This is a genomic window from Amycolatopsis sp. NPDC028719, assembly GCF_055565395.1.
Genome location: NZ_JBVHUL010000006.1, coordinates 513,564 through 535,201 on the forward strand (window position 1 = coordinate 513,564; position 21,638 = coordinate 535,201).

General features: G+C 72.5%; 21 protein-coding genes. 7 read left to right on the top strand and 14 right to left on the bottom strand.

Annotation, left to right across the window (positions count from 1 at the left end):
• Positions 1 to 310 precede the first annotated feature (310 nt).
• Positions 311 to 1,153 (top strand): lysostaphin resistance A-like protein, encoded by an 843-nt coding sequence (locus ACZ4TR_RS30370; RefSeq protein WP_465290611.1) that lies wholly within the window; start codon positions 311 to 313, stop codon positions 1,151 to 1,153.
• Here the strand turns inward: ACZ4TR_RS30370 and ACZ4TR_RS30375 are convergent.
• The 11 genes from ACZ4TR_RS30375 to ACZ4TR_RS30425 all read right to left on the bottom strand — a co-directional run bounded on the left by ACZ4TR_RS30375 (position 1,144) and on the right by ACZ4TR_RS30425 (position 13,482).
• Positions 1,144 to 1,842 (bottom strand): response regulator, encoded by a 699-nt coding sequence (locus ACZ4TR_RS30375; RefSeq protein WP_465290613.1) that lies wholly within the window; start codon positions 1,840 to 1,842, stop codon positions 1,144 to 1,146. The genes ACZ4TR_RS30370 and ACZ4TR_RS30375 overlap by 10 nt on opposite strands.
• Positions 1,809 to 2,951, bottom strand: a complete 1,143-nt coding sequence (locus tag ACZ4TR_RS30380) for a sensor histidine kinase (RefSeq protein WP_465290615.1) — start codon at positions 2,949 to 2,951, stop codon at positions 1,809 to 1,811. Before ACZ4TR_RS30380 ends, ACZ4TR_RS30375 begins: the two co-directional genes overlap by 34 nt.
• A 329-nt stretch (positions 2,952 to 3,280) precedes the next feature.
• Complete coding sequence (locus ACZ4TR_RS30385; RefSeq protein ID WP_465290617.1) at positions 3,281 to 4,753, bottom strand: class I adenylate-forming enzyme family protein; 1,473 nt, start codon at positions 4,751 to 4,753, stop codon at positions 3,281 to 3,283.
• The gene (locus ACZ4TR_RS30390) at positions 4,750 to 6,117 is read right to left on the bottom strand and encodes a CoA transferase (RefSeq protein WP_465290619.1); all 1,368 of its coding nucleotides are present in this window, start codon (positions 6,115 to 6,117) and stop codon (positions 4,750 to 4,752) included. Before ACZ4TR_RS30390 ends, ACZ4TR_RS30385 begins: the two co-directional genes overlap by 4 nt.
• Positions 6,114 to 6,899 carry a class I SAM-dependent methyltransferase gene (locus ACZ4TR_RS30395; RefSeq protein WP_465290620.1) on the bottom strand — a complete coding sequence of 262 codons (786 nt, stop codon included), beginning with the start codon at positions 6,897 to 6,899 and terminating at the stop codon, positions 6,114 to 6,116. The genes ACZ4TR_RS30390 and ACZ4TR_RS30395 overlap by 4 nt, the downstream gene beginning before the upstream one ends.
• Positions 6,896 to 8,443, bottom strand: coding sequence for a class I adenylate-forming enzyme family protein (locus tag ACZ4TR_RS30400; RefSeq protein WP_465290622.1), 1,548 nt, complete (start codon positions 8,441 to 8,443; stop codon positions 6,896 to 6,898). The genes ACZ4TR_RS30395 and ACZ4TR_RS30400 overlap by 4 nt, the downstream gene beginning before the upstream one ends.
• Complete coding sequence (locus ACZ4TR_RS30405) at positions 8,440 to 9,738, bottom strand: protoporphyrinogen/coproporphyrinogen oxidase (protein WP_465290623.1); 1,299 nt, start codon at positions 9,736 to 9,738, stop codon at positions 8,440 to 8,442. The genes ACZ4TR_RS30400 and ACZ4TR_RS30405 overlap by 4 nt, the downstream gene beginning before the upstream one ends.
• Entirely contained in the window at positions 9,735 to 10,652 is a 918-nt protein-coding gene (locus ACZ4TR_RS30410; protein ID WP_465290624.1) for a UbiA family prenyltransferase, read from the bottom strand. The genes ACZ4TR_RS30405 and ACZ4TR_RS30410 overlap by 4 nt, the downstream gene beginning before the upstream one ends.
• On the bottom strand, positions 10,649 to 11,287 hold the full coding sequence (locus tag ACZ4TR_RS30415) for a class I SAM-dependent methyltransferase (protein ID WP_465290626.1): 639 nt from the start codon (positions 11,285 to 11,287) through the stop codon (positions 10,649 to 10,651). Before ACZ4TR_RS30415 ends, ACZ4TR_RS30410 begins: the two co-directional genes overlap by 4 nt.
• A 12-nt stretch (positions 11,288 to 11,299) precedes the next feature.
• Positions 11,300 to 12,403, bottom strand: a complete 1,104-nt coding sequence (locus ACZ4TR_RS30420; protein WP_465290628.1) for a DegT/DnrJ/EryC1/StrS family aminotransferase — start codon at positions 12,401 to 12,403, stop codon at positions 11,300 to 11,302.
• Complete coding sequence (locus tag ACZ4TR_RS30425; RefSeq protein ID WP_465290630.1) at positions 12,400 to 13,482, bottom strand: DegT/DnrJ/EryC1/StrS family aminotransferase; 1,083 nt, start codon at positions 13,480 to 13,482, stop codon at positions 12,400 to 12,402. The genes ACZ4TR_RS30420 and ACZ4TR_RS30425 overlap by 4 nt, the downstream gene beginning before the upstream one ends.
• A gap of 285 nt (positions 13,483 to 13,767) precedes the next feature.
• On the opposite strand from ACZ4TR_RS30425, the gene ACZ4TR_RS30430 reads away from it, so the two are divergent.
• Genes ACZ4TR_RS30430 through ACZ4TR_RS30455 form a run of 6 tightly spaced genes read left to right on the top strand, consistent with a single transcriptional unit; the run spans position 13,768 to position 19,197 of the window.
• A complete protein-coding gene (locus ACZ4TR_RS30430) occupies positions 13,768 to 14,790 on the top strand; it encodes a Gfo/Idh/MocA family oxidoreductase (RefSeq protein WP_465290632.1) in 1,023 nt (340 codons plus the stop codon).
• A complete protein-coding gene (locus tag ACZ4TR_RS30435; RefSeq protein ID WP_465290634.1) occupies positions 14,780 to 15,634 on the top strand; it encodes a sugar phosphate isomerase/epimerase family protein in 855 nt (284 codons plus the stop codon). The genes ACZ4TR_RS30430 and ACZ4TR_RS30435 overlap by 11 nt, the downstream gene beginning before the upstream one ends.
• Positions 15,631 to 16,863 carry a M20/M25/M40 family metallo-hydrolase gene (locus ACZ4TR_RS30440; RefSeq protein WP_465290636.1) on the top strand — a complete coding sequence of 411 codons (1,233 nt, stop codon included), beginning with the start codon at positions 15,631 to 15,633 and terminating at the stop codon, positions 16,861 to 16,863. Before ACZ4TR_RS30435 ends, ACZ4TR_RS30440 begins: the two co-directional genes overlap by 4 nt.
• A complete protein-coding gene (locus ACZ4TR_RS30445) occupies positions 16,863 to 17,909 on the top strand; it encodes an Ldh family oxidoreductase (RefSeq protein WP_465290638.1) in 1,047 nt (348 codons plus the stop codon). Before ACZ4TR_RS30440 ends, ACZ4TR_RS30445 begins: the two co-directional genes overlap by 1 nt.
• Complete coding sequence (locus ACZ4TR_RS30450; protein ID WP_465290640.1) at positions 17,906 to 18,793, top strand: Gfo/Idh/MocA family protein; 888 nt, start codon at positions 17,906 to 17,908, stop codon at positions 18,791 to 18,793. Before ACZ4TR_RS30445 ends, ACZ4TR_RS30450 begins: the two co-directional genes overlap by 4 nt.
• On the top strand, positions 18,790 to 19,197 hold the full coding sequence (locus ACZ4TR_RS30455; protein ID WP_465290642.1) for a DUF6917 domain-containing protein: 408 nt from the start codon (positions 18,790 to 18,792) through the stop codon (positions 19,195 to 19,197). The genes ACZ4TR_RS30450 and ACZ4TR_RS30455 overlap by 4 nt, the downstream gene beginning before the upstream one ends.
• A gap of 64 nt (positions 19,198 to 19,261) precedes the next feature.
• Here the strand turns inward: ACZ4TR_RS30455 and ACZ4TR_RS30460 are convergent, their stop codons facing one another.
• The 3 genes from ACZ4TR_RS30460 to ACZ4TR_RS30470 form a co-directional block, all read right to left on the bottom strand.
• Complete coding sequence (locus ACZ4TR_RS30460; RefSeq protein ID WP_465290644.1) at positions 19,262 to 19,795, bottom strand: EF-hand domain-containing protein; 534 nt, start codon at positions 19,793 to 19,795, stop codon at positions 19,262 to 19,264.
• Positions 19,796 to 19,867: 72 nt separating this feature from the next.
• Positions 19,868 to 21,115: a nucleotide sugar dehydrogenase gene (locus ACZ4TR_RS30465; RefSeq protein ID WP_465290646.1), complete on the bottom strand. Its 1,248-nt coding sequence runs from the start codon at positions 21,113 to 21,115 to the stop codon at positions 19,868 to 19,870.
• 45 nt (positions 21,116 to 21,160) lie between these two features.
• A complete protein-coding gene (locus tag ACZ4TR_RS30470; protein WP_465290647.1) occupies positions 21,161 to 21,469 on the bottom strand; it encodes a hypothetical protein in 309 nt (102 codons plus the stop codon).
• Between the last annotated feature and the right edge of the window lie 169 nt (positions 21,470 to 21,638).

Below are 21,638 nucleotides of genomic sequence, written 5' to 3' on the forward strand. Positions count from 1 at the left end.
CGAATGGCACCGACTGCGGCAAATGACCACGATACGGCTCTTCCGGAGGAACGCTGAATATGACGACTGGGATTCACCGGAAGCGGCAACATCGGCAGTACCATCGCGCAGCTCACACGGCACTAACCACCGCAACGCGGTAGTGGGGAGCTGACGCGGGCAGCGGTTCGACGGAGTTGCGGCCATCGGCCTGGACGAGCGGGTGTCGCCCGCACCCGTCGTCCTTATGTCTTGTCCCCCGTGAGAGCTACAACCGGATGTTCTCACCACGGGGATTCCCGGATTCCGGAGGATGGCTAGCTTTCCCGGCATGACAACGAAGACGGACACACCCAGCAAGTTCCGTTTCCCGATCCTGTTCATCGCGATGCTCGCCGTGGTGGCGATCGCGAGTCTCATCAACGCGGGCCTGTCGGGCCTCGGTCCCCTCTCGGTCGTCGGCGGTATCGCCACCGCGGCAGCCGGACTCTTCGTGTATACCCGCCTGTCGCGGCGGCTTGAACGCCGCCGCAGCATCCCGGAGCTGGCCCGAACCGAGGCACTGCCAGGGCTGCTCCGCGGAGCCGCGATCGGCGCCGGCGCCTTCATCACGACGATGCTGTTCATCGGGTTGTTCGGCGGCTGGGACCACTTCGCCAGTGGCTCGTTCTGGGGGTTTCTGACCAGCGTGGGCGTGATGGCCGGCGCCGCAGTCAACGAAGAGCTGCTGTTCCGCGGCGTGATCTTCCGAATGACCCAGAACCGGTTCGGCACATGGATCGCGGTGACGCTGTCAGCGGTCCTGTTCGGCGGCTCGCACCTGCTCAACACCGGAGCGACGCTGTGGGGCGCATTCGCGATCGCCATCGAAGCCGGCGTCACACTCGCCATCTGCTACGCCGCCACCCGCTCACTGTGGCTGCCGATCGGCTTCCACTTCGCCTGGAACCTTTTCGAATCCGGGGTCTTCGGCACCACCGTCTCCGGCGCTACGGGCACCGCGCACGGCCTGTTCACCACCACGCTGTCGGGCCCCGCGCTTCTCACCGGGGGCTCCTTCGGCCCCGAAGCGAGCCTCATCGCGGTGCTCGCCTGCTTGGCGCCCATCGCGTACTTCCTCCGCAAGATCAAGCGTGACAACCTGATCGTCCGGCGATCAGCAGCTCAGTCCTGAACCGCGACCAGCCCCGACTGGTACGCCAGCACCACCGCCTGAACCCGGTCACGCAGGTCGAGCTTCGTCAGGATCCGCGACATGTACGTCTTCACAGTCTCCGAGCCGATCACCAGCTCCGCCGCGATCTCCGCGTTCGACAGGCCCTGCGCGACCAACTTCAGCACCTGCCGCTCGCGGGGTGCCAGGGCCTCCAGTGCCTGTCGGCGCGGGGCCTCGTCGGCGGGGCGGATGCGTTCGGCGAACCGGCCGATCAGCGTGCGCGTGACAACCGGTGCCAGCAGCGATTCGCCCCTGGCGATCGTGCGAACACCGTTGATCAGTTCCTCCGGCGGTGAATCCTTCAGGAGGAATCCGCTGGCGCCGGCCTTGAGTGCCGCGTAGACGTACTTGTCGACGTTGAAATTCGTGACCACTAGGATCTTCGCCGGGTTCGCGACCCCCGCGCCCGCCAGCCGCGTCGTCACCTCGATCCCGTCCATCAGCGGCATCTGGATGTCCATCACGATCACGTCCGGCTCGAGCCGCAGCGCCGCCTCGAGCCCGGCCGGACCGTCCGCCGCTTCACCGACGACATCCAGGTCAGGCTGCGAGTTGAAGATCGTCGCGTAACCGGCACGGATCACCGCTTGGTCGTCGCAGATCAGGACCCGGATCATTCCCTGCTCTTCACCGGAATCCTCGCCCATACCCGGAACCCCCCATCAGCATCAGGCCCGGTTGCCAATTCGCCCCCCAAGCCCTCCACCCGCTCCCGCAACCCGCTCAACCCCCGCCCACCCGAAAGCTCCGGCATCGGTGTCCCACCTGCGTTGGCCACCTCGATTTCCACGGCCGTCACCGTGTAACCGATCCGCACGGCCGTCGGAGACCCCGCGGCGTACTTCACCGCATTGGTGAGAGCTTCCTGCACCACCCGATATCCCGCCAGCTCCACGTTCTCCGGCAGTACCATCGCGGCCCCCTCCACCGCCAACCGCACCGGCTGCCCACCGCTCTTCGTCAGCGCTACCAACTCCACGACGTCATCCAGCCCGGGCACCTCACTCGCCTCGGCCTGCTCACCCGTGGCCTCCAGCACGCTCAGCAACGACCGTAACTCCGTCAAGGCCCGCCGCCCCGTCACACCGATCGTGTCCAGCGACTCCATCGCGCGCTCCGGCAGGTCCGGCAGGTACTTCGTCGCACCGGCCTGCACGACGATCGCGGTCACGTGGTGGGTCACCACATCGTGCAACTCACGCGCGATGTGTGCCCGCTCCGCCGCCTTCGCGCCCTCGGCCTCCAACCGGCGCCGCGCCACCTCTTCCGCGCGTCGCGCCCGCACCAACGCGCCGATCCCCACGCACACCGCCAACGCCGCGTAGAACACCACGAAGTCCGCTATTCCCTCCGGCGAACGCCGCAGGACCAAGGCCAGGCAGAATCCGAGATACCCGGCGGTGCTCACGATCGCGACGGTCCAACGGTGCCTCTTCTGCAGCGCACCGACCGAATACAGCGCGGCCAGCAGCCCCAACGTGCCCGCCGTGGCGGGGTACGCGACCACCTCGTGCACCGCGAAACATGTCGCAATCACCGCGAACGACGCGGCGGGCCACCGCCGACGGCCCGCGATCGGCACCGTCATCCCCAGCGTGAGCAGGACGGCGAACACGTCGGGCGGCCGTTTCGGCAGATCCCCGAAACTCGCCCCGAGCACGGCCGTGAAGGGCAGGAACCCGAGAACGGTGAACACGACGGCCAGCACGGGATCGGCCATCAGGCCCGTGAACCAGCGCACGGGGCGCTTCGACATGGAGGCAGTCTAGCCTGGCGGTTCTGCTGGATTCGCCACGTCAGTGGATCTCTGCCACACCGGCGATGCGACTTCCGGACGACCTGGGCAAACTCGGCGAAGCGGCGGAAACAGGGGCGAATTCTTCCCGTGCACGGCGCACGCCGCTCTCGCCGGCGGCCAAGGCGGCTCCACTGTGCAAGCGGATGCAGTAGGTGCACCCGTTGAGCTGGAACAGCGCAGGCGGACGAGTTCGAGCAGACCTCGGGGGAGGTCGGTGTCGGCGTCGACGGTCGTGGAGAGGCCGATCAAGGCTGAGTAGCCGCGGCCGGCCTGCGGGTCGAGGGCGGTCATCGTTCTCCGTGGTGTGCGGTGGCGAGGTCGGCGAGCGTGCGCAGGCAGACCTTTCCGGTGTGGCTCAGGGGAAGCCGGCCGAGGACGAGCAGGCGTTCGGGGAGTTTGGAAGGGGTGATGCCGCCGTCGGTGCGCAGGAACGTGGTCAGCGCAGTGAGGTCGGGAACCGGGTGGCCGGCGCGGACGGTGACGCACGCGCACAGCCGTTCCCCGAGGTCGCGGTCGGGCACGGGCACGCACGCCGCGTCGGCGATGGCGGGGTGGCCGGTCAGCGCGGACTCGACTTCGGCGGGGCTGATGGTGTAGCCGCCGCGGATGACGACGCGTTTGATGCGCCGCAGGACGTGCAGCGTGCCGTCAGGGTCGAAGCTGCCCCGGTCGCCGGTGCGGACCCAGCCGCCGGGGAGCCGGGGTGGGCCGTCGCCGACGTGGTCGAGCGGGGTCATGGGCCCCAGGGCGCAGATCTCGCCGGCCACGATCCGGATGGCGGTCACGGCCGGGTCGGGACGGCCCACCCCGTGCTCGGGCGTGGTCGTGTGGCAGTTGACCCCGTCGGAGGAGCCGTAGACGTTGACCACGTCGACGCCGAACACTTCGCGGCACCGCCGCAGCGTGTCCGACGGCAGCACGTCACCGCTGGACACGACGGCCCGCAGCGACGAGGTGTCGAAGTCCGCCGCGTGTTCGGCGAGGCGGCGCAGCATGGTGGGCACGCCGAACACGTGCGTGGGCCGGTGCTCGGCGATGGCTCGCAGCGCGTCCACAGCGTCGAACCGGGGGCGCAGCAACAGTGTTCCGCCGAAGCGGCACAGGGTGATGGTGGCCCCGAACGACCCGTAGGCCGAGGACAGCGGCACGAGCACGAGGTCCCGCCACACCGGGGTATCGCCGTGCACGGCACGCAGGTAGTTGCCGCGGCCGCCGGCGAAAGCGTTGTGGGAGTAGGCGACGAGCTTCGGCTCAGCTTCCGAACCCGACGAAACCAGCAGTCTCGCCGGAGACTCCGGGTCCACGGTGACCGGTTCCCACCCCTCGCCTCGGGCGCGGGGTGACACCGTCGGCCACGGCAGGTCGTCGTCGGTGATCAGCCACGCGGCGCGGGCCCGGCCCAGCAGGTTCAACGCGTCGGCCCGTCCTCCCGTGAACGGCAGGGCGACCGCGCCGCACGCGGCGACGGCGAGCTCCGCGATCACGGCGTCGCGGCCGTTGGGCACGCGGACGCCGACGATGTCGCCCGGCCGGGCCGCCAGCGCGCCTGCCAGTCCCCGCACCTGCTCGGCCAGCTCGGCGTAGGTGAGTTGCCCGCGGTCGTCGACGACGGCGACCCGGTCGGGATGGCGGTCGACCCGGTCGCGCAGCAGTGAGTGCAGGTCCCGGCCGGGGCAGTGCCCGGCGCGGACCCAGGCTCGCCTCGCCGCGGCCGGCACCCGGTCGGTGAGCACGATCCCGTTGCGCGAGACCCACGTCATCGGAAGAACTCCCAAGGCGAACCCGGCAGCACGCACCGCTCCCGGACGAGGGCCCGCGCGAACCGCGGGTCGCGGCCCAGCGCCGCGAGGTCGGTGCACACCGGCACGGTCGGCGCGGACACGTCACGGTGCCGGGTGAGCGCGTTGAGGCGCGAGGCGGCGGACAGCAGCGACGACGCCACAGTCTGGCCGCGCCCGGTCCGTTCGCGGCGCAGTAGCGCGTCCACCACGGCGTGGGCGGCGACCACGCCACCGAACACGTCCACGACCGTCATGAGCGAGGCGGGCACGCCCGCGTGGGCCTGGACGACGAAGTCGGTGCCCAGCGGCGGCTCGAGACCGAGCTCGTCGCCCCAGCCCGACGCGTGCGCGTACACCGAGCCGGCCGGGAAGTCCTCGGCTTGCAGGCCCCAACGGGTAGCTTTGCCCGGCGCCCAGTTGTGCACGAACACATCCGCCGCCGCGGCGAGGTCGAGCACCTCGTCCCGCCCGGTGCGCAGGTCGATCTCGACCACCGCCTTGCCCCGGTTGAGGGCGAGGAACCGGGCGGAGGTGTCGCCGGCCGTCGGCGGTACCCAGCGCAGCGGGTCGCCCCCGGGCGGCTCGATGCGCACCACCGTCGCCCCGAGCATCCCCAGCAGGTGCCCGGCCAGCGGTCCCTGCACGCGCCGGCACGATTCCAGCACGACGATGCCGGACAGCGGCAGCTCCCCGGCCGACGGGACCTCGTGCCGGGCGATCCCGCGCGGGGAGATCCGGTAGGCGGGCAGGCTGTCCAGCGGCCGCTCCGCCCGGACGACCAGGGTCATGCCGACCCGTCGAGCGGTGGTCTCCAGGACCGCGAGCGGGAAGCGGGCCGCGGAGGCGGCGAACTCGGGCGGCAGCGGGCAGGTGGCGGTGGCGAAGCGGTGCAGGAAGGGGCGCCAGCCCCGTTCGACGGCCCGGGCCGGAACACCCAGCTCGGCCCAGAACGCATGCCACGGAACGGGATCCAGTGCCTCCACCTCGAACACCACGTCGTCGGACGACCGGAACGGCGAGCCCACGCCGGGGTGCCACTCGTCGGGCTCGTCGGCGGTCGCGGCCGCCAGGTACTGGGAGACCGCGAGCAGCGCGGCCTGCGCGACCGAAGTGGTGTGCCCGGCGAGCGGAATGCCGCGGGTGCGCCCCAGTTCGACGGCGAGCAACCCGATCGCGGACAGTTCGACGGCGACGGCGCGGGCGTAGTCCAGCCCGAGCGGCGCGGGACGGCCGAGCCGGCGGCCGTGGACGTGCATCAGCCCGCACGCCGCCTGCACGTCGGGTTCGCCGCGCAGCGGGAGGTCGACAGGTCCGCTCCAGCTCGGCGCGTCGACCGCGGTCATGCCGGGCGCCGGCCTTGGACGGTGTAGAAGACGCAGGACGTGGCGCGGAACGCGGGGTGCGTCATCGCGGCGCGGGCAGTCTGCAGGCCGGTGTCGGTGGCGCCCACCGCGAGCAGCTTGTCGCGGAGGTGATGGGTGTGGTGGACCAGCAGGTGCAGCCCGGGGGAGTCCGCGGTCCACAGCTGCACCACCGGTGCCGGGTCGACTTCCACCAGGCCGGCGGCGACCATCGAGGCGGCGACGCGGCGGCCCCAGCGGCAGTCCGCGCCGGCCGCGTCGAACATGCGCTCCTTGGCGGCCAGGAAATCCTCGTAGGCGGCGGCGTGTCCGGGGTCGGCAGCGAGCAGCACCGGTCCGTAGTCGACGTCGAACTCGTCCAGCTGCAGCAGGCCGCCCGGCTTGAGGGCGCGCACGAGCTTGCGCAGCACCTGTTCGCGCTCGGGCAGGTGCAGCAGCACGAGACGGGCGTGGACGAGGTCGAACTCGGCCTCGGGCAGCGGGTCGTGAACGGCGTCGTGCCGCAGTACGGTCAGCCCCTCGGCGGGCGGGACGTGCTCGGGCTTGACGTCGGTGGCCACGACCGACGCGCCGCGATCGGCGAGCCAGTGCGCGACGCTGCCGCCGCCGGCACCGACCTCCAGGCACCGCCACCCCGGTCCGACGCCGGTGCGCTCCAGCCGCGCGAGCGTCGTGGGGTCGTAGGCGGCGGCCAGGCAGCGGTGCTGCTCGGTGGCGTGCACGCTGTGGTTGTCGAAGGCGTAGCCCTCGTGGATCGTGGTCATGTCCACCTTCCGGTGCCGTGGGTGCCGGTGTGCCCGGCGATGCGGGTGAGCAGTTCGCGGCGGCGCACCTTGCCGGTGCCGGTGCGCGGGAGGTCGTCCCAGGTGACGACGCGCGGAGGCGCCAGCGGCGGCAGGCCGGCGACGGCGGATCTCCAACGCTGCGGGTCGAGGTGCCCGTCGGCGGTGACGACGACCGGGACGGGCGGGCGGCCCGGGGTGCCCAGGACGACGCACTCGACCACCTCGGGCAGCCGGTTCTCGAGCACGTCCTCGGTTTGCAGGCAGCTCAGGCCGGGCACGGTGTCGACCTCGCGGTCGAGCAGCAGCACGGCTCCGGTCCGGGTGCGCACGCCGAGGTCTCCGGTGTTCCACCAGCCGTCGCTGTTCTTGTCCTGCCAGCGGTCCTGCTCGCCCACGTACCCGGCGCAGAGGGCCTTGGTCCGGGCCAGCACGAGTCCCGGCCGCCCGCGAGGCACCAGCCGGAACGTCTCGGCGTCCACGACCGCGAGCTTCGCCCGGCCCGGCAGCGGGCGGCCGAGGTGGCGGGCGTGGGTGGCCCGGTCGACGGCGGCGCGGGTGAGGAAGCGGAAGGTCAGCGGCCCGGTTTCGGTCTGCCCCCAGCCCTGCATCCACAGTGGACGGCGGCGGCGCGACGCGTGGAGCATGGTGCGCACGACGGGCGGGTGCACGGCGTCGTAGGTGCTGACGAACAGGCGTACGTCGCGGAAGGGGTTGTCCGCCTCGCGCGCCAGGGGGCGCCACCGCACGTAGGCGGCGGGCAGGGCCTCGATGGTGGTGGGCGGGTGGGCGCCGAGCACTTCCCGTGCCGAGGCGGGGTCCGACAGCAGCACGATCTTGCGCGGGGCGAGGCAGAACACGCTTCCGGTCCAGCAGAAGGGGCGGCCGTGGGCGTAGGAGGAGGCGTTGGCGACGACGTCGTCGCGGCGGGTGCCCAGGACCGGGACGCGCAGCGCCTCGAACCGGGCGAGCCGGCCGATGATGGTGCGCGTGGTGTGGATGACCAGCTTGGGGGTGCCCGTGGTGCCGGAGGTGTGGTTGATCACCAGCGGGTCGTCGTCGGGCCGGCGCCGGGGCGCGGGAGCTCGGGTGCCCCGCACGTCGTCGAGCGCGAGTTCACCCGCGCCGGGGGTGGCCAGGGACAGCACGCGGCGGGCGTGGTGCGCCGGGACGGGCCGGTCGGTGACGAGGACCGCCGGCTCCAGGCGCTCGAGCAGCGTTTCCAGGACGTCGCCGGACAGCTCGCCCGAAAGCAGGGCGGGTACGGCGCCGAGCCGGATCGCCGCGCAGGCGAGCAGGTCGTAGTCGTAGTGGTTGCGTTTGACCACCGCGACCCGCTCTCCCGGGCGGGCCCCGGCGGCGTGCAGCCAGCCCGCGACCTCTTCCACGAGGTCGGCCAGCCGGGGCACCGTGAACTCGGTGCCCCGGCCGGGCGCGATGTCGAAGGGCCGATCGAGCACGACGGTGGTGTGCGTGCGGCGCGCGGCGACCTCGTCGAACAGGGCGCCCATGTCGTGGGGTCTCATACGGGTTCTCTCCTGGCGGGGTGGGTGGAGAGCAGCCGGGCGGCGGCGCGCTGTCCGGAGCGCACGGCCGCCTCGCTGCACGGCACGAGCCCGGTCCAGTCGCCGGCGTACTCGACCGCGGAGACGGGCCGGGTGGAGAAGGCGGCGCGCAGGGCCAACGCGCGCGGGGTGGCTTCGGGCAGGGCGTGGCGGAAGCGCGTGACCACGGCGCCGGTGGCCGTGCGAAGCGCGGGGAGGAACCGCAGGCCGGCGCCGGACAGGACGTCGGCCACCTCGGCGTCGGTCGCGTCGAGCAGGTCGGGAGTGACGGCGGGATTCGCCATCACGGTGACCAGGCCCCGTCCGGCGGGTGCCCGCCCCGGGTGCTTGACGTGGTCGAGGATGAGCGTGGACACCACCCGGTCCTCCGCGGTGGGGACGACGATCGCGTACGAACGCGATGCCGGGCGGGTCGGCAGCATGAAGTGCGCCTTGACCACCGGGGTGAACGTGGCGGCGGCGAGGAACTCCGCGTCCTGGGCGGGGGCGTCGAGGTGCAGGACGCGGGCCACCGGTGCGGGCACGGCGAGCACGACCTGCCGCGCGCGGATCCGGTCGTCGCCGCAGAGCACCACGACCGATCCGGGCTCCGGCACCACGCCGTCGACCCGGACGCCGGTGGTGACGTCCAGGGACCGGGCCAGGGCGCGCGCGAAGGTGTCCATGCCGTCGCGGTAGGTGCGCCAGGTGTTCGCCGGTCCGGCGGCGGCCAGCAGCGCGAGCAGCGGCGCCGCGGCCGAACGCTCGGGCCGCCAGCCGAAGAACCCGGACACGACCGGCTGGCACAGGTAGTCCAGCACGTCGGGGTGGAAGGCCCCGGCGAACTCGGTGACCGTGCCGAGGGCCGCGCGTTCCGGGTGGTCGAAGTCCGGGCGCACGCGCAGTATCCGCAGCAGGTCCAGCCGGGCCCGCGGACCGAGGCCGGCCCCGGTGAGCAGTCCGCGGGGGTGGGCGAGCCCCGGCCGCGCGCGGCCGCCGCGCCACACGGCGAGGTGGCGGCCGATGCGGGGCACGGCAGCCTGGTCCACACCCAGCTGCCCGAGCAGCTCCCACGTGGCCGGGTAGCCCCGTTCGGGCACCTGCTCGGCCCCGGTGTCGACGAGGAACCCGCCGGTGCGCAGGGTCCGCATCCGGCCGCCCACGGCGTCGGCGGCCTCCAGCACGCGCACCGAGCGCCCGGCGAGGCGCAGCCGGTGCGCGGCGGCCAGCCCGGCGACGCCGGCCCCGACGACGATGACGTCCTCTTCGGCGGTCACAGCAGGTTCACCACGACCAGCGCCACCACGGTGACGCGGTGGATGCGGATCCCCAGGAGGCGGGCGCGCAGGATGTCGCCCTGGCCGAAGGCGAGGTGCAGCTGCCAGGCACGCAGCAGGAGCGTCGGCAGCAGCGCCACCGGGAACCACCACACGGTGCCCAGCCACGGCCCGCAGACGATCAGCGCGGCCTCCACGGCCGTGACGGCGAAGATGAAGTGCATGTTCCCGCGCGGCGAGGTGAGCGCGGCGACGGTGGGCCGGCCCACCCGGCGGTCGCCCTTGATGTCGTTGGTGTTGGAGTAGACGCCGAACAGCAGCGGCCCCAGGCCGAACACCAGCGCCTGCACGACGACGTTGCCGTCGAGCGAGCCCACGGCCAGTCCGTAGGGCGCCAGCACGAGCGCCCAGCCCAGGGCGGCGATGAAGAACTCCTGGAACCCGTGGTAGCTGAGCTTGACACCCCAGGAGTACTGCACGGAAAAGAAGTAGGTGACAGCGATCAGCACAACTGTCCACAAGGGAGTGTGCGGTGCGGTGACCATCGCCGCGATCCACAGCAGCGCCCCGATGATCCCGGTGACCCACGCGAACCGCAGCACCTGATCCTCGGTCAGCGTCCCGGCGACGAGCGGCTTGCGGTGGCGGCGGCGCTTGAGGTCGTCGGGGGCGTAGTTGGCGACGTCGCTGCCGTCGCGGAAGCCGGTGAGGTCGTCCAGGGCCACCATCGCGGCGATGACGAACACCTCGCCGAGCAGGAACAGCCCGCCGGTGGCGAGCACACCGCCGTCGAAGCGCAGCGCGGCGGGCAGCAGCGTCCCGACGACCAGGACACCGAGGTAGTAGTCGACGATGTCGAGCTTGGCCAGCCGGACGTAGGCGCGGGTGGTCGTGGAGGTGATCGAGGTGGTCACCGGTGCCCCTCCAGGGCGATCAGGGCGGCGAACGACCGGTCGCCGCCGTAGAACACGTCGCGCCGCTCGACCAGCCGGGCCCCCGGCAGCAGCTCGAGGTAGGCGTCCAGGTCGCGCAGCCGCGAGTACTCGCCGACCGGGATGTCGGCGTGCTCGTACTCCACGAGCACCAGGTGCCGGGCGGAGGCGGCGATGCGGCGGCACGCTTCGGCGAGGTCGTCGTCGCCGAGCACGTGCATGAGGACCCACACGCACACAGCGACGTCGACCGGCTCTGCGGGTACCGGCAGCTGCTGGACGGCGGCGTGCGCGAACCGCACGTGCGGCAGGTCGGCGCACTCGGCGCGGGCGAGGTCGAGCATCCGGGGCGTCAGGTCCACGGCCAGCACGTCACGGGCGTGCGCGGCGATGGCGGGGGTGAGCCGGCCCATGCCGCAGCCGATCTCCAGCGCGGTGCGGGGCGCGATCGCCCGGAGGTGCTCGGTGAGGATCGCGCGGGTGCGTTCGGTGGTGGTCCCGGCGAGGCCGGCGGGCTGGGACGCGCGCATGACGCGCGTCAGGCCGGGGCGCGCGGCCCGGCGGTGCCACTCCAGGGCGACGGCGTCGGCGGTGGGAGCGGGGGTGGTGTGCGGCATGGGTTCTCCGTTTCAACAGCGAGCGAACCGGCACACTTCGTCGGCGATGTGCTCGACTTCGGTGTCGGTCAGATGGGGGTGGATCGGGATGGCGAGCTGCCGCGAGCAGGAGCGTTCGGCCGCCGGCCAGTCGCGGCCGGTGGTGCGGAACGCCGCTTGGCGCGGCAAGGGGGAGCGGTAGTACACGTGCGAGCCGATGCCACGGGCGGCGAGGTGGTCGTGCAGCGCGTCGCGGTGCTCGGCGAGCAGGGAGTACACGTAGAAGCAGCGTCCGTCGCGCCCGGGCGGCGGTGGCACGACGCCCGGCAGGCCGGTGAACCGCTCGGTGTAGTACTCGCCGATGCGGGCCCGGCGTTCCAGGCGCGCGGGCAACCCCGGCAGGCGGCGCAGCTGGAACGCCGCCATGATCTCGTCGAAGCGGCTGTTCTCGCCGATCCGGTGGTGCAGGAACCGGGTGCGGCCGTCCTGGCCGTGGTTGCGCAGCATGCGCACGACGCGGCCCAGCTCCGGGTCGCCGGTCACGACCATGCCGCCCTCGCCGGGCATCCCGAACGTCTTGACCTGGACGAACGAGTAGACGCCCGCGTCGCCCCAGGTGCCCGCGGCCCGGCCGCCGAGCACGCCGCCCTGGGCGACGGCGGAGTCTTCCAGCAGCCGCGCACCGGCGCCGTCGGCGATGACGCGCAGCGTCGGCATGTCGGCCATCACGGAGAACACGTGCGCGGGCAGGACGACCTTGGTGCGCCCGGTGACCGCCTTCTCGACCTCGACCGGGTCGACCACCATCGTGGCCGGGTCGACGTCGGCGAAGACCGGCGTGGCGCCGAGCAGTGCGGGGGCGGCCGCGAGCGGCGCACAACCGTAGGCGGGGACCACGACCTCGTCACCGGGCCCCACGCCCATGGCGCGCAGTACGAGCGTCAACGCCGAAGTACCGCTGGAGCAGGCGACCGCGTCGGCTGCTCCGACCGCGTCGCGGACGACGGTCTCGAAGTGCTCGGTGCGGCGTCCGAGGATGAACCGCTGCTCGGGGTCGAGCGCCACTTCCCGGACCACGTCCAGCAGCACCTGGCGGTCGTCTTCGAAGAGATCCGGCGGGAAGAACGGGATCTTCACGCCGCCTCCGTGGATCGGAAGAAGTCGCGGATCTCGTCGCAGACCCGGGCGACGTCGTCCTCCTGGAGGTCCGGGTAGAGCGGCAGCGCGAGCGCGTGCCGGCAGGCGGCCTCGGCGTGGGGAAAGTCCCCGGGCCGGTGGCCCAGGTCGGCGAAGCAGGGCTGCAGGGGCAGCGGGATCGGGTAGTACGTCTCGGTTCCCACGCCGCGCGCGGCCAGGTGCGCGGCCAGCTCGTCCCGCTGCTCGACCTCGACCGCGTACACGTAGAACACTCCGCGCACGTCGGCCCGGCGCGGCAGGACCGAGGGCAGCTTTCGCACCCCCGGCACGCCGGCGAGCAGTTCGGTGTAGCGCTGGGCGAGGGCTGCGCGGCGCTCGATGTCCGCTTCCAGCCGGCTGAGCCTGGCCAGCAGCACCGCGGCCTGCAGGTCGTCCATCTTGCTGTTGACCCCGACCGTGCCGGTGGTGGTGTTGATGGCGGGGAAGTGGTCGGCGGTGGGACCGAACCGGCCGTGGTGGCGCAGGGCGGCGACGGTTTCGGCGACGACCGGGTCGTCGGTGAGGACCGCGCCCGCGTCGCCGAGCGCGCCCAGGGTCTTGGTCGGGAAGAACGACAGCACCCCGCCCGCGCCGAGCAGTCCCGCGTGGGTGCCGCCGTAGCGCATCCCGATCGCCTCGGCGCTGTCCTCCACCACGGTCAGCCCCAGTCGCCGGGCCGCGTCGCCCACTCCCGTCATGTCCGCGGGTTGGCAGAACAGGTGCACCGGCATCACGAACCGGGTGCGCTCGGTGGCCACGGCCGCAAGTGAGGCGGGGGACAGGCCGTAGCCGTCGGGCTCGATGTCGGCGAACACCGGACGGCCGCCCGCGAGCACCACGGCGGAGGCCGAGGCGATGAACGAGAAAGCGGGCACCACCACTTCGTCACCGGGGCGCAGGCCGCACGCGCGCAGCAAGAGGACCAGCGCGTCGGTGCCGCTGTTCACCCCCACCACGTGCTTCGCGCCGGTATACGCGGCCAGCGCTGCTTCCAATTCGACGACCTTGTGGCCATGTGAGTACTTTCCGCGGTCCAGCACGTCGATAATGTGCCTGTTCGTGGTGGGCCACAATTCTGAAAACGACGCTGATTGGGTGAATAGTGGCACGGTCAACTGTTCGCCTCCGCTGTCGGAACTCTCCAGCGATCCTAATTCGGAGCCAAGCGGCGACCGGCAATGCGAGTTGTCTTCACTCTTCTTGGTCAACTACGAGAAGGCGGTGTTGACAAGTGTTGCCGGAACCGTGAAATCTCCCCTTGTTCGAATCGGATGGCCTTTCGGCGACCCGGGCGATATTCAATCCACAATGGACGGTGATCGGTGGTGCGGACACTTCTGGTGGGGCTGGGACGAGCCGGCGCGCAGCTGCACCTCCCGGTGCTCGCGGGCGCTCGTGCCGCCGCGCCGCAGTTGTTCGGCGACGAGCCGGTCGTGGGCTGCGACCCGTGGCGGAAGCCGTCCGAGCGACCGGGGCTGATCGTGCGGGCGAGCCTGGCGGCCGCCGCGGCCGGGGTGGACCCGGCGCGGACCGTGGCGCACGTGTGCACGCCGCCGGAAAGCCGATCCGAGGTGATCGCCGCGCTCGCGCGACTGGGGTTCCGGCAGTTGGTGGTCGAGAAGCCGCTGGCCATCGACACCGATGAGCTGTCCCGGGTGATCGAGCTGCGCCGGCAGCACGGACTGCGGATTGCCGTCGTCGAGCCGTGGCTGACCAGTTCGCTGACCGCGCGGCTGACGGCACTGGCGCGGGACGGGCGGCTGGGCGAGGCGCGCTCGATCGCGCTCGTGCAGAACAAGCCGCGGTTCCGGCGCTCGTTGACCACGACGTCGCACCGGACGGCGTTCGACGTCGAACTGCCGCACGGCGTGGGCTTGGCGTTGCGCCTGGCCGGCAACGCCCGGGTCACCCACGCCTGCGGCACCGACCTGGTGGTCGGCCAGACGCGGGTGCCCCGCATGGGTGGCGCCCGGGTGGGGCTGCGGCACACCAACGGCACGCGCACGGAGATCGAGTCCGATCTGACGTCCCCGGTGCGGGAACGGCGCGTTGTGCTGCGGTTCGAAAACGCTACGGCGGTCGGGCACTACGCGGTCAGCTCCGACGACCCCTACTCCCAGCTGACCGTGACCGTGGACGGCCGACGCGAGCACCAGGTCCTGCGGGACGACTCGCTCACCGAGTGGATGATCTACGCATACCGGTTGTTCCAGGGCAGCCGGGACCAGCACGCGAAAAGCTTCTCCGTCGCCTGCGACGTGGCCAGGCTGCTGTCGGTGGCCAAGAACATCAGTGCCGAGCCGGTGGTCCCGGCCGGTCACGTGCCGGAGGCCGTCAGTGCGGTCTGAGGCCCCGGCGACCGCGTCCCCGCGGCACGCCGGCGACGCCGTCCTGGCCGGTATCACCGACGAGGCGGCCCCGGACCTGGCCGGCCAGCTGGCCGTTCTCGACGAGCTGGGCTGGTCGGCCGTCGAACTGCGTACCGTCGACGGGCTGGCCGTCGCCGACCTGGACGACCGGCACTTCGCCCGGGTGGCCTCGACGCTGGCCGGCCACGGCGTGCGGGTGGTGTGCGTGGCGTCGCGGATCGGCGGCTGGGCCCGGCCGGTCACCGCGCCGTTCGAGGACGACCTGGCCGAACTGGCCGTGCTGGCCCGGCGGTGCGCCGTCCTGGGCACCCCCTACGTGCGGATCATGTCCTACCCCAACGACGGCCTGGACGAGCCCCGCTGGCGCGCGCAGGTGCTCGACCGCGTGGCGGTGCTCACCCGGACCGCCGAGGCCGCCGGTGTCGTGCTGCTGCACGAGAACTGCTCGGGGTGGGCCGCTTCGGACGCCGACCGGATGCTGGAGTTGCTGGACGCGGCGAGCGGCTCTTCGCTGCGGCTGCTGTTCGACACGGGCAACCCCGTCGCCCACGGCTACGACGGCTACGCAGTGCTGGAGCGCATCGCGCCGCACGTGGCGCACGTGCACGTCAAAGACGCCCGGGGGACCACGTTCGTCGACCCCGGCACGGGCGAGGCGCGCGTGCGCGACTGCGTGCGATTGCTGCGCTCGGCCGGCTACCCCGGGGCGTGGTCGCTGGAACCGCACGTGGCGCTCCAGCCGCACCGCTCGGACCGGCTGGCCGAGGGCGCGGCGGCGTCGTTCGTGGGTGCGGGACGGGCGCTGACCCGGCTGCTGCGGTGATCGCCCCGGACCGCGACCTGCTGCTGGAGCTGCTGCGCACGCCCACCGCGGGTCCGCTGGAAACCGACGGCGAAGTGCGGCTGTGGGACGCGATGCACACCTACGCCGAGGCCGCGCACGCGTTCGGCATGTACACCGCGCACCTCGGTCCCGCGTCGTCGGACGCGATCCGGGGGGCTGATGTCCCCGCCGCCGTGCGTGAGGCGGCGCGGCGTGATCCGGGCTTCCTGGAGTGCCAGCCGAGCCTGGTGCTGCGGCTGGGCCACGCCGAGCCGGCCGTGATGTTCAACGTGCACCTGGACACGGTGGCGCCGGCCGAACCGGTGGGCTTCGACGGCGGCCGGTTCCACGGCCGGGGCGCGATCGACGCCAAGGGGCCTGCGGTGGCCTTGCTGGCGGGCCTGCGGGAGGCGGCCCGCGATCCGGCGGTGGGCCGCGACGTCAGCGTGCTCGTGCAGGCCGTCTCCGGCGAGGAGGGCGGCGCGATGGGCGTCTTCGGCACCCGGCCGCTGGTGGAGGCGGGCTTCCACGGCACGCTCAACGTGTTCTGCGAACCCACCGGCCTGCGCTACCTGCCGCGCTGCACCGCCGCCATGACCGCGGCCGTCGTCGTGCGCGGCGAGGACGCGATCGACGACGAGCCGCACGCCGGGCACAACGCGACGGTGCTGCTCGGGTTCCTGGTCCAGCACCTCGCGCTGGTGCTGGCGGGGCGCGTTCCGGACGGCCGGGTGTGCGTGGCGGGCCTGCACACGGGGCGGCTGCACAACCGCGTCTACGGCTCGGGGGAGCTGCTGCTGAACCTGTCCTACGGAAGCGCCGAGTCGGCTGCGGTCCTGACCGCGGCGCTGGAGGAAGGGCTACGGGACGGTTTGGCGGAGTTCACCCGGCGCTTCCGGGACACGCAGCCGTTCCGCCGCACCGCCGTCGACGCGCGCGCGATCACGGCGCTGGAGTGGCGCAAACGCGGCCTGCCCGCGCTGCGCGACCACGACGTGCCGGACCTGGACGGGATCGCGCCGCCCTGGCCGGCCGGCGAGCCCGGGTTCACCTGTGACGCGATCTGGCTGGCCGACGTGCCCGGAACCCGGACCGCCGTGCTGGGGCCGGGATCGCTGGAAACCAACAACGCCCACGCGCGCGGCGAACACGCCGACGTCGAGGAACTGGACCGGTTCTCGGCGGTGGTGTGCGAGCTGGTCACGCGCTTCGCCCGCAACGGAGGATGATGAACGTCGTCGTGCCCTACCCCGAACTGGTCTCGACCGTGACGGGGGTGTTCACCGGCCGCGGCGTCCCGCCCGACCGCGCCGATACCGCGGCCCGGGCGCTCGTGCACGGGGACCTCGCCGGCGTCACCTCGCACGGCTTGGTCAACCTCACCCGGCTGTACCTGCCGCTGCTGGCGTCCGGTCGCGCCGATCCGGCGGCCGACATGGAGGTCCTCACCGATCTGGGAGCGTGCGTGCTGGCCGACGCCCACCGCACCCTCGGCCTGTGGTCGGCCGCCCAGGCGATGGACCTCGCCGTGTCCCGCGCCGAGCGGCACGGCGTCGGCGTGGTGTCCTTGCGCGGTGCCACGCACATCGGGTGCGCGGGCTTTCACGCCGCCCGCGCCGCCGAACGGGGCGTCCTCGGCCTGGTCACGTCCAACTGCGGCGGCCAGGCCATCGCCCGGCCGCCGGGTGGCCTGGCGAAGGTGCTGGGCACCAACCCCTTGGCGCTGGCCTGCCCTGCGGGCGACCGGCACCCGTTCGTGCTGGACATGTCCACGACCGTGGTGCCCACCGGCCGGGTCCGGGCCGCGGCGCGGGCGGACGAGCCGATCCCCGCCGGGTGGCTGGCCGCCGAGGACGGCACGCCGGTCACCGACCCGGCCGCCTACGACCGGGGCGAGGGCCACCTGCTGTGGCTGGGCAGCGCCCCGCAGACCGGTGCCTACAAGGGTTTCGGGCTGGGACTGGTGGTGGAGGCCCTGTCGGCGCTGGTGTCCGGTGCCGCGCTGGGCCCGGTGCGGGCCGGGGACACCGACGACGACATCGGCGTCATGGCGCTCGCCATCGCGCCCGCGCGGCTGCGGACGGGCTTCGCCGACGACGCCGACGGGTTGTTCTCCGCTCTCCTGGGCTGTCCGCCGGCCGACCCGCGCCGCCCGGTCGTCTACCCGGGCTGGCACGAAGGGGAACGGGCGGCGTGGCGGCGGACGCACGGCGTGCCGCTGCCCGCCGGCCTGTACGAGGAGCTGCTCGCATCGACCCTGCGGGCGGCGGGGTGATCCGGCTGGGGGTGGTCGGCCTCGGCGTCATCTCCCGCTTCTACCTCGCCGCGATCGACCGGCTGGCCGGGTTAGCCCTGGCCGCCGTGTGCGATCCGCGCCCCGAGGCCCGCGTCGGCCATGCGGTGCCGGCGTTTTCCGGCCACCGGGCGATGCTGGCCGCCGGCCTGGTGGACGCCGTGGTGGTGACCGCGCCGAACGATGCGCACGCGGCGATCTGCCGCGACGCGGTCGAGGCGGGGCTGCCGGTGTGCGTGGAGAAGCCGCTGGACATCGACCTTTCGCGCGGCCGCGAGCTGGCGGCGGCGGCCCGCGCGCGTGGTGTCGCGCTGTTCACCGCGTTCCACCGGCGGTACAACGACAACGTCCTCGCCTTACTGGCCGAAGTGGACGGCCGGCCGCTGGAATCGGTGACCGTGCGGTACTTCGAACGCATCGAGGAGCACGTCGGCACCGACCGCTGGTACCTCGACGCCGCCCGGTCCGGCGGTGGTTGCGTGGCCGACAACGGCCCCAACGCGCTCGACGTGGCACGCCTGTTCGCCGGTCCGCTGCGGCTGTGCGAAGCGCGCGTCGGCCGGGACGCGGCCGGGACCGACCGGTACGCCGTCCTCACCGCGCGGGGGAGGGCGCGGGTGCGGGTGGAGCTGGACTGGTCCCACCCGGGTGAGGTGAAGGACGTCACCGCGTGTCTCGCCGACGGCCGCGAACTGCGCGCCGACATGCTCGCCGGACACGACGGCTTCAAGGGCTCGTTGTGGCACGAGTACGAGGGCGTACTGCGGGACTTCGCGCGCGCCGTGGCCGCCGGCGGCACGTGGGCCGACGGTGGCTTGGCCGCCTTGGCCTTGGTGGACGAGGCGTACCGAAGGGAGAACACGTGATCGAGGACGGGCCGAAGCGCCCGGTGCGCAGCCGGGTGGTCAAGGTGCTCGTGCACCGCCGCGACGACCGCGGCATGCGGCTGGAGCCGTTCGCCAGCCGCTGCGTCCGCCAGGGGGAGGTGCACGAACTCGTCACGACCGACCACCCGGTGACCGCGGACCGGATCGACCGGGTGGGGTTCCTGGGCTTCGTGGAAATCGACGACGCCGGGGTGATCGACCGCGGCGACGAGGTGTGGCTGGAAGGCGAGCTGATCGGCACGGTGCTGGGGTTCGACGCGTGCCACCACCCCAACCACTACAACATCCTCATCTCCACGCCGCGGCCGCACACCGGGCCCGAGGTCGGGATGCACCCCGAGCGCACCGTGCGGTTCGGCCGGCCCACCGGCGTCGCGCGCTGACCGCACCCACGACGGACGGGCCCCGGAGGGATGCTCCGGGGCCCGTCCGTCGTGGGTGAACTCCTCAGCCGAGCAGCGGTACGTCCAGCGTGCCGAAGTGGTAGGCCTTCACCGCCGCGACCAGTTCGTCCACGGTCAGCGAGCCGTTGCCGTTGGTGTCGATGAGGCGGAACGACTCCTCGGCCTTCGCCCGGCTCACCCCGGCCGCCCCGAGCCACTTGGCGAACTCGGCGGGGTTGATCTCGCCGTCGCCGTCGGTGTCGCACACGTTGAGGATCGCCTGGATCATCGGCCGCACCACGCGCCCGAACCCGGCGTCACCCCCCTTGAACACCTCCGCCTCGATGACTTCGGTGAACTGACGGCGGTCCAGAGCGCCGTCGCGGCCGACCCCGGCTCGCTCGGCGAGGTACTCGAAGGTGCTGGTGAACGACTCCACCAGGGCGCGGCCCTGCGGGGTGGACGGCGGCTCGCCGAACGCCTCGAGGATCCGGTCGGCCTCCGCCTCCAGGTCGGACCGCTCGATGCGGCCGTTGCCGTTGCGGTCCCACTTGTCGAAGCGGAGTTCCAGGCGCTCGTTCTTGACAGCAGTGGTCATTTTCTGCGTGCTCCTTCAGCATGCGGACGGTGTCATGACCGCGGCCGGGGCTCCACCCGCGGCCGCGGGGTACTACAGGCGGTGGACCTCCTCCCCAGGTACGCGACCCGTGATGTCGAGCAGGAGCCGGGCGTTCCTGGCCAGGCGGCTCAGGTCGTACCCGCCGTGCCCGACGAGCAGGACGGTCACGTCCGCGTCGCGCAGGGCGGAGTCCAGATCGGCTACCGGTGGCCCGAGTTCGGGCACGGGGCCGGTCACCGGGTCGTGGTAGCGGACGCGCGCGCCGAGCGCGGTCAGTTCGGCCGCGACCCGCAGCGTCGCCGACTCGCGCGTGTCCGGCACCCCGGCCTTGTACGCCACGCCGAGGAGCAGCACCGTGGAGCCGTCGAGCTCGCGGCCGGCCCGGGCGAGCAGCCGGGCCGTCCGCCGCGCCAGATAGGACGGCATGGCGGAGTCCACCTCGCGCGCCGCCTCGACGACGCCCAACCGGCTCCCGGCGCGGCGCGCCTTGTCCAGCAGGTAGCGCGGGTCCACCGGGATGCAGTGCCCGCCCACCCCGGGGCCGGGCGTGAACGAGGCGAACCCGAACGGTTTGGTGCCCGCGCAGTGCAGCACGTCCCAGACGTCCAGGCCGAGCTGGTCGCAGAACATCGTGATCTCGTTGACCAGCGCGATGTTCACGTACCGGTAGGTGTTCTCCAGCAGCTTCGCCATCTCGGCCTCACGGGTACCCCGTGCCACGACCACGGTGTCCACGAAGCGGCTGTAGAACGCGACGCACTGCTTGGCGCACAACGGCGTGTGCCCGCCGACGACCTTGGGGGTGGTGCGGATGCCGTACCGCCGGTTGCCGGGGTCGACCCGTTCCGGCGAGTACGCGAGCGAGAAGTCTTCCCCCGCCACGAGACCGTGGCGCTCCAGGATGGGCCGCACCACCTCGTCGGTGGTGCCGGGGAAGCTGGTGGACTCCAGGACCACCAAGGTGCCCGGACGCAGGTGATCGGCCACGGCGGCCGCCGCGTCCCGCACCGCCGACAGGTCCGGGCCGCCGTCCGGCCCGAGGCCGGTGGGCACGCAGAGCACCACTGTCTCCGCCCCCGCGATCACGGACGGATCTCCGGTCACCGCGAACCCGGCCGAGCGCACCGCCCGCAACTGCGTGCTGCTCACGTCCGGCACGTGCGGCCGGCCCTGTCCCACCTGCTCCCGCACCGCCGGGGAGGTGTCGTAGCCCACCACCGACAAGCCGGCGGTGGCCGCGGCGACCGCGAGCGGCAAGCCGACGTACCCGACCCCGACCACGACGAGATCGACGGACACGGGCACCCTTTCGGTCAGATCGGAATGTGTGCGCACGACTGCCGATCAGACGCGGAAGCTCGCCGCGGCCGGGGGGACGTGCGATCCCCAGTTCGCTTTCACGGTGAGGATGGGCACTCCTAGGCATTCGGGCGTCCCGTAAACGTGCACCGGCCGGTCGGTGCGATTGGCGAGCACGTGCGCTCCCTCGGGAAGCGGGTAGCAGCCATGAGGGTTTTCGTGGACGTCCAGCGGGACGACTTCGGTGGTGAAGACCACGACTTCGCCCGTTGCGGCGACGGCCGCGGGACTGGCCGACACCAGCAGCGCAGCGACCGCCACCGTGCTCGAAAGGACTGCCGTGAACCGCTTCATCTTTCCTCCATGAGGGAAGTCCCGTCGTCCTCAGCGAAACTAACAGCCGATTCCGGGGAAACGCCGGTTCGATCGGAATGCCACTCGTGCAGGTCGCGGTGCGATCCGGGAGTTCAGTCGGATGGCGGCCTATTGTTCTTGATCGAGTACGCGAACTCCTCGCGGAATC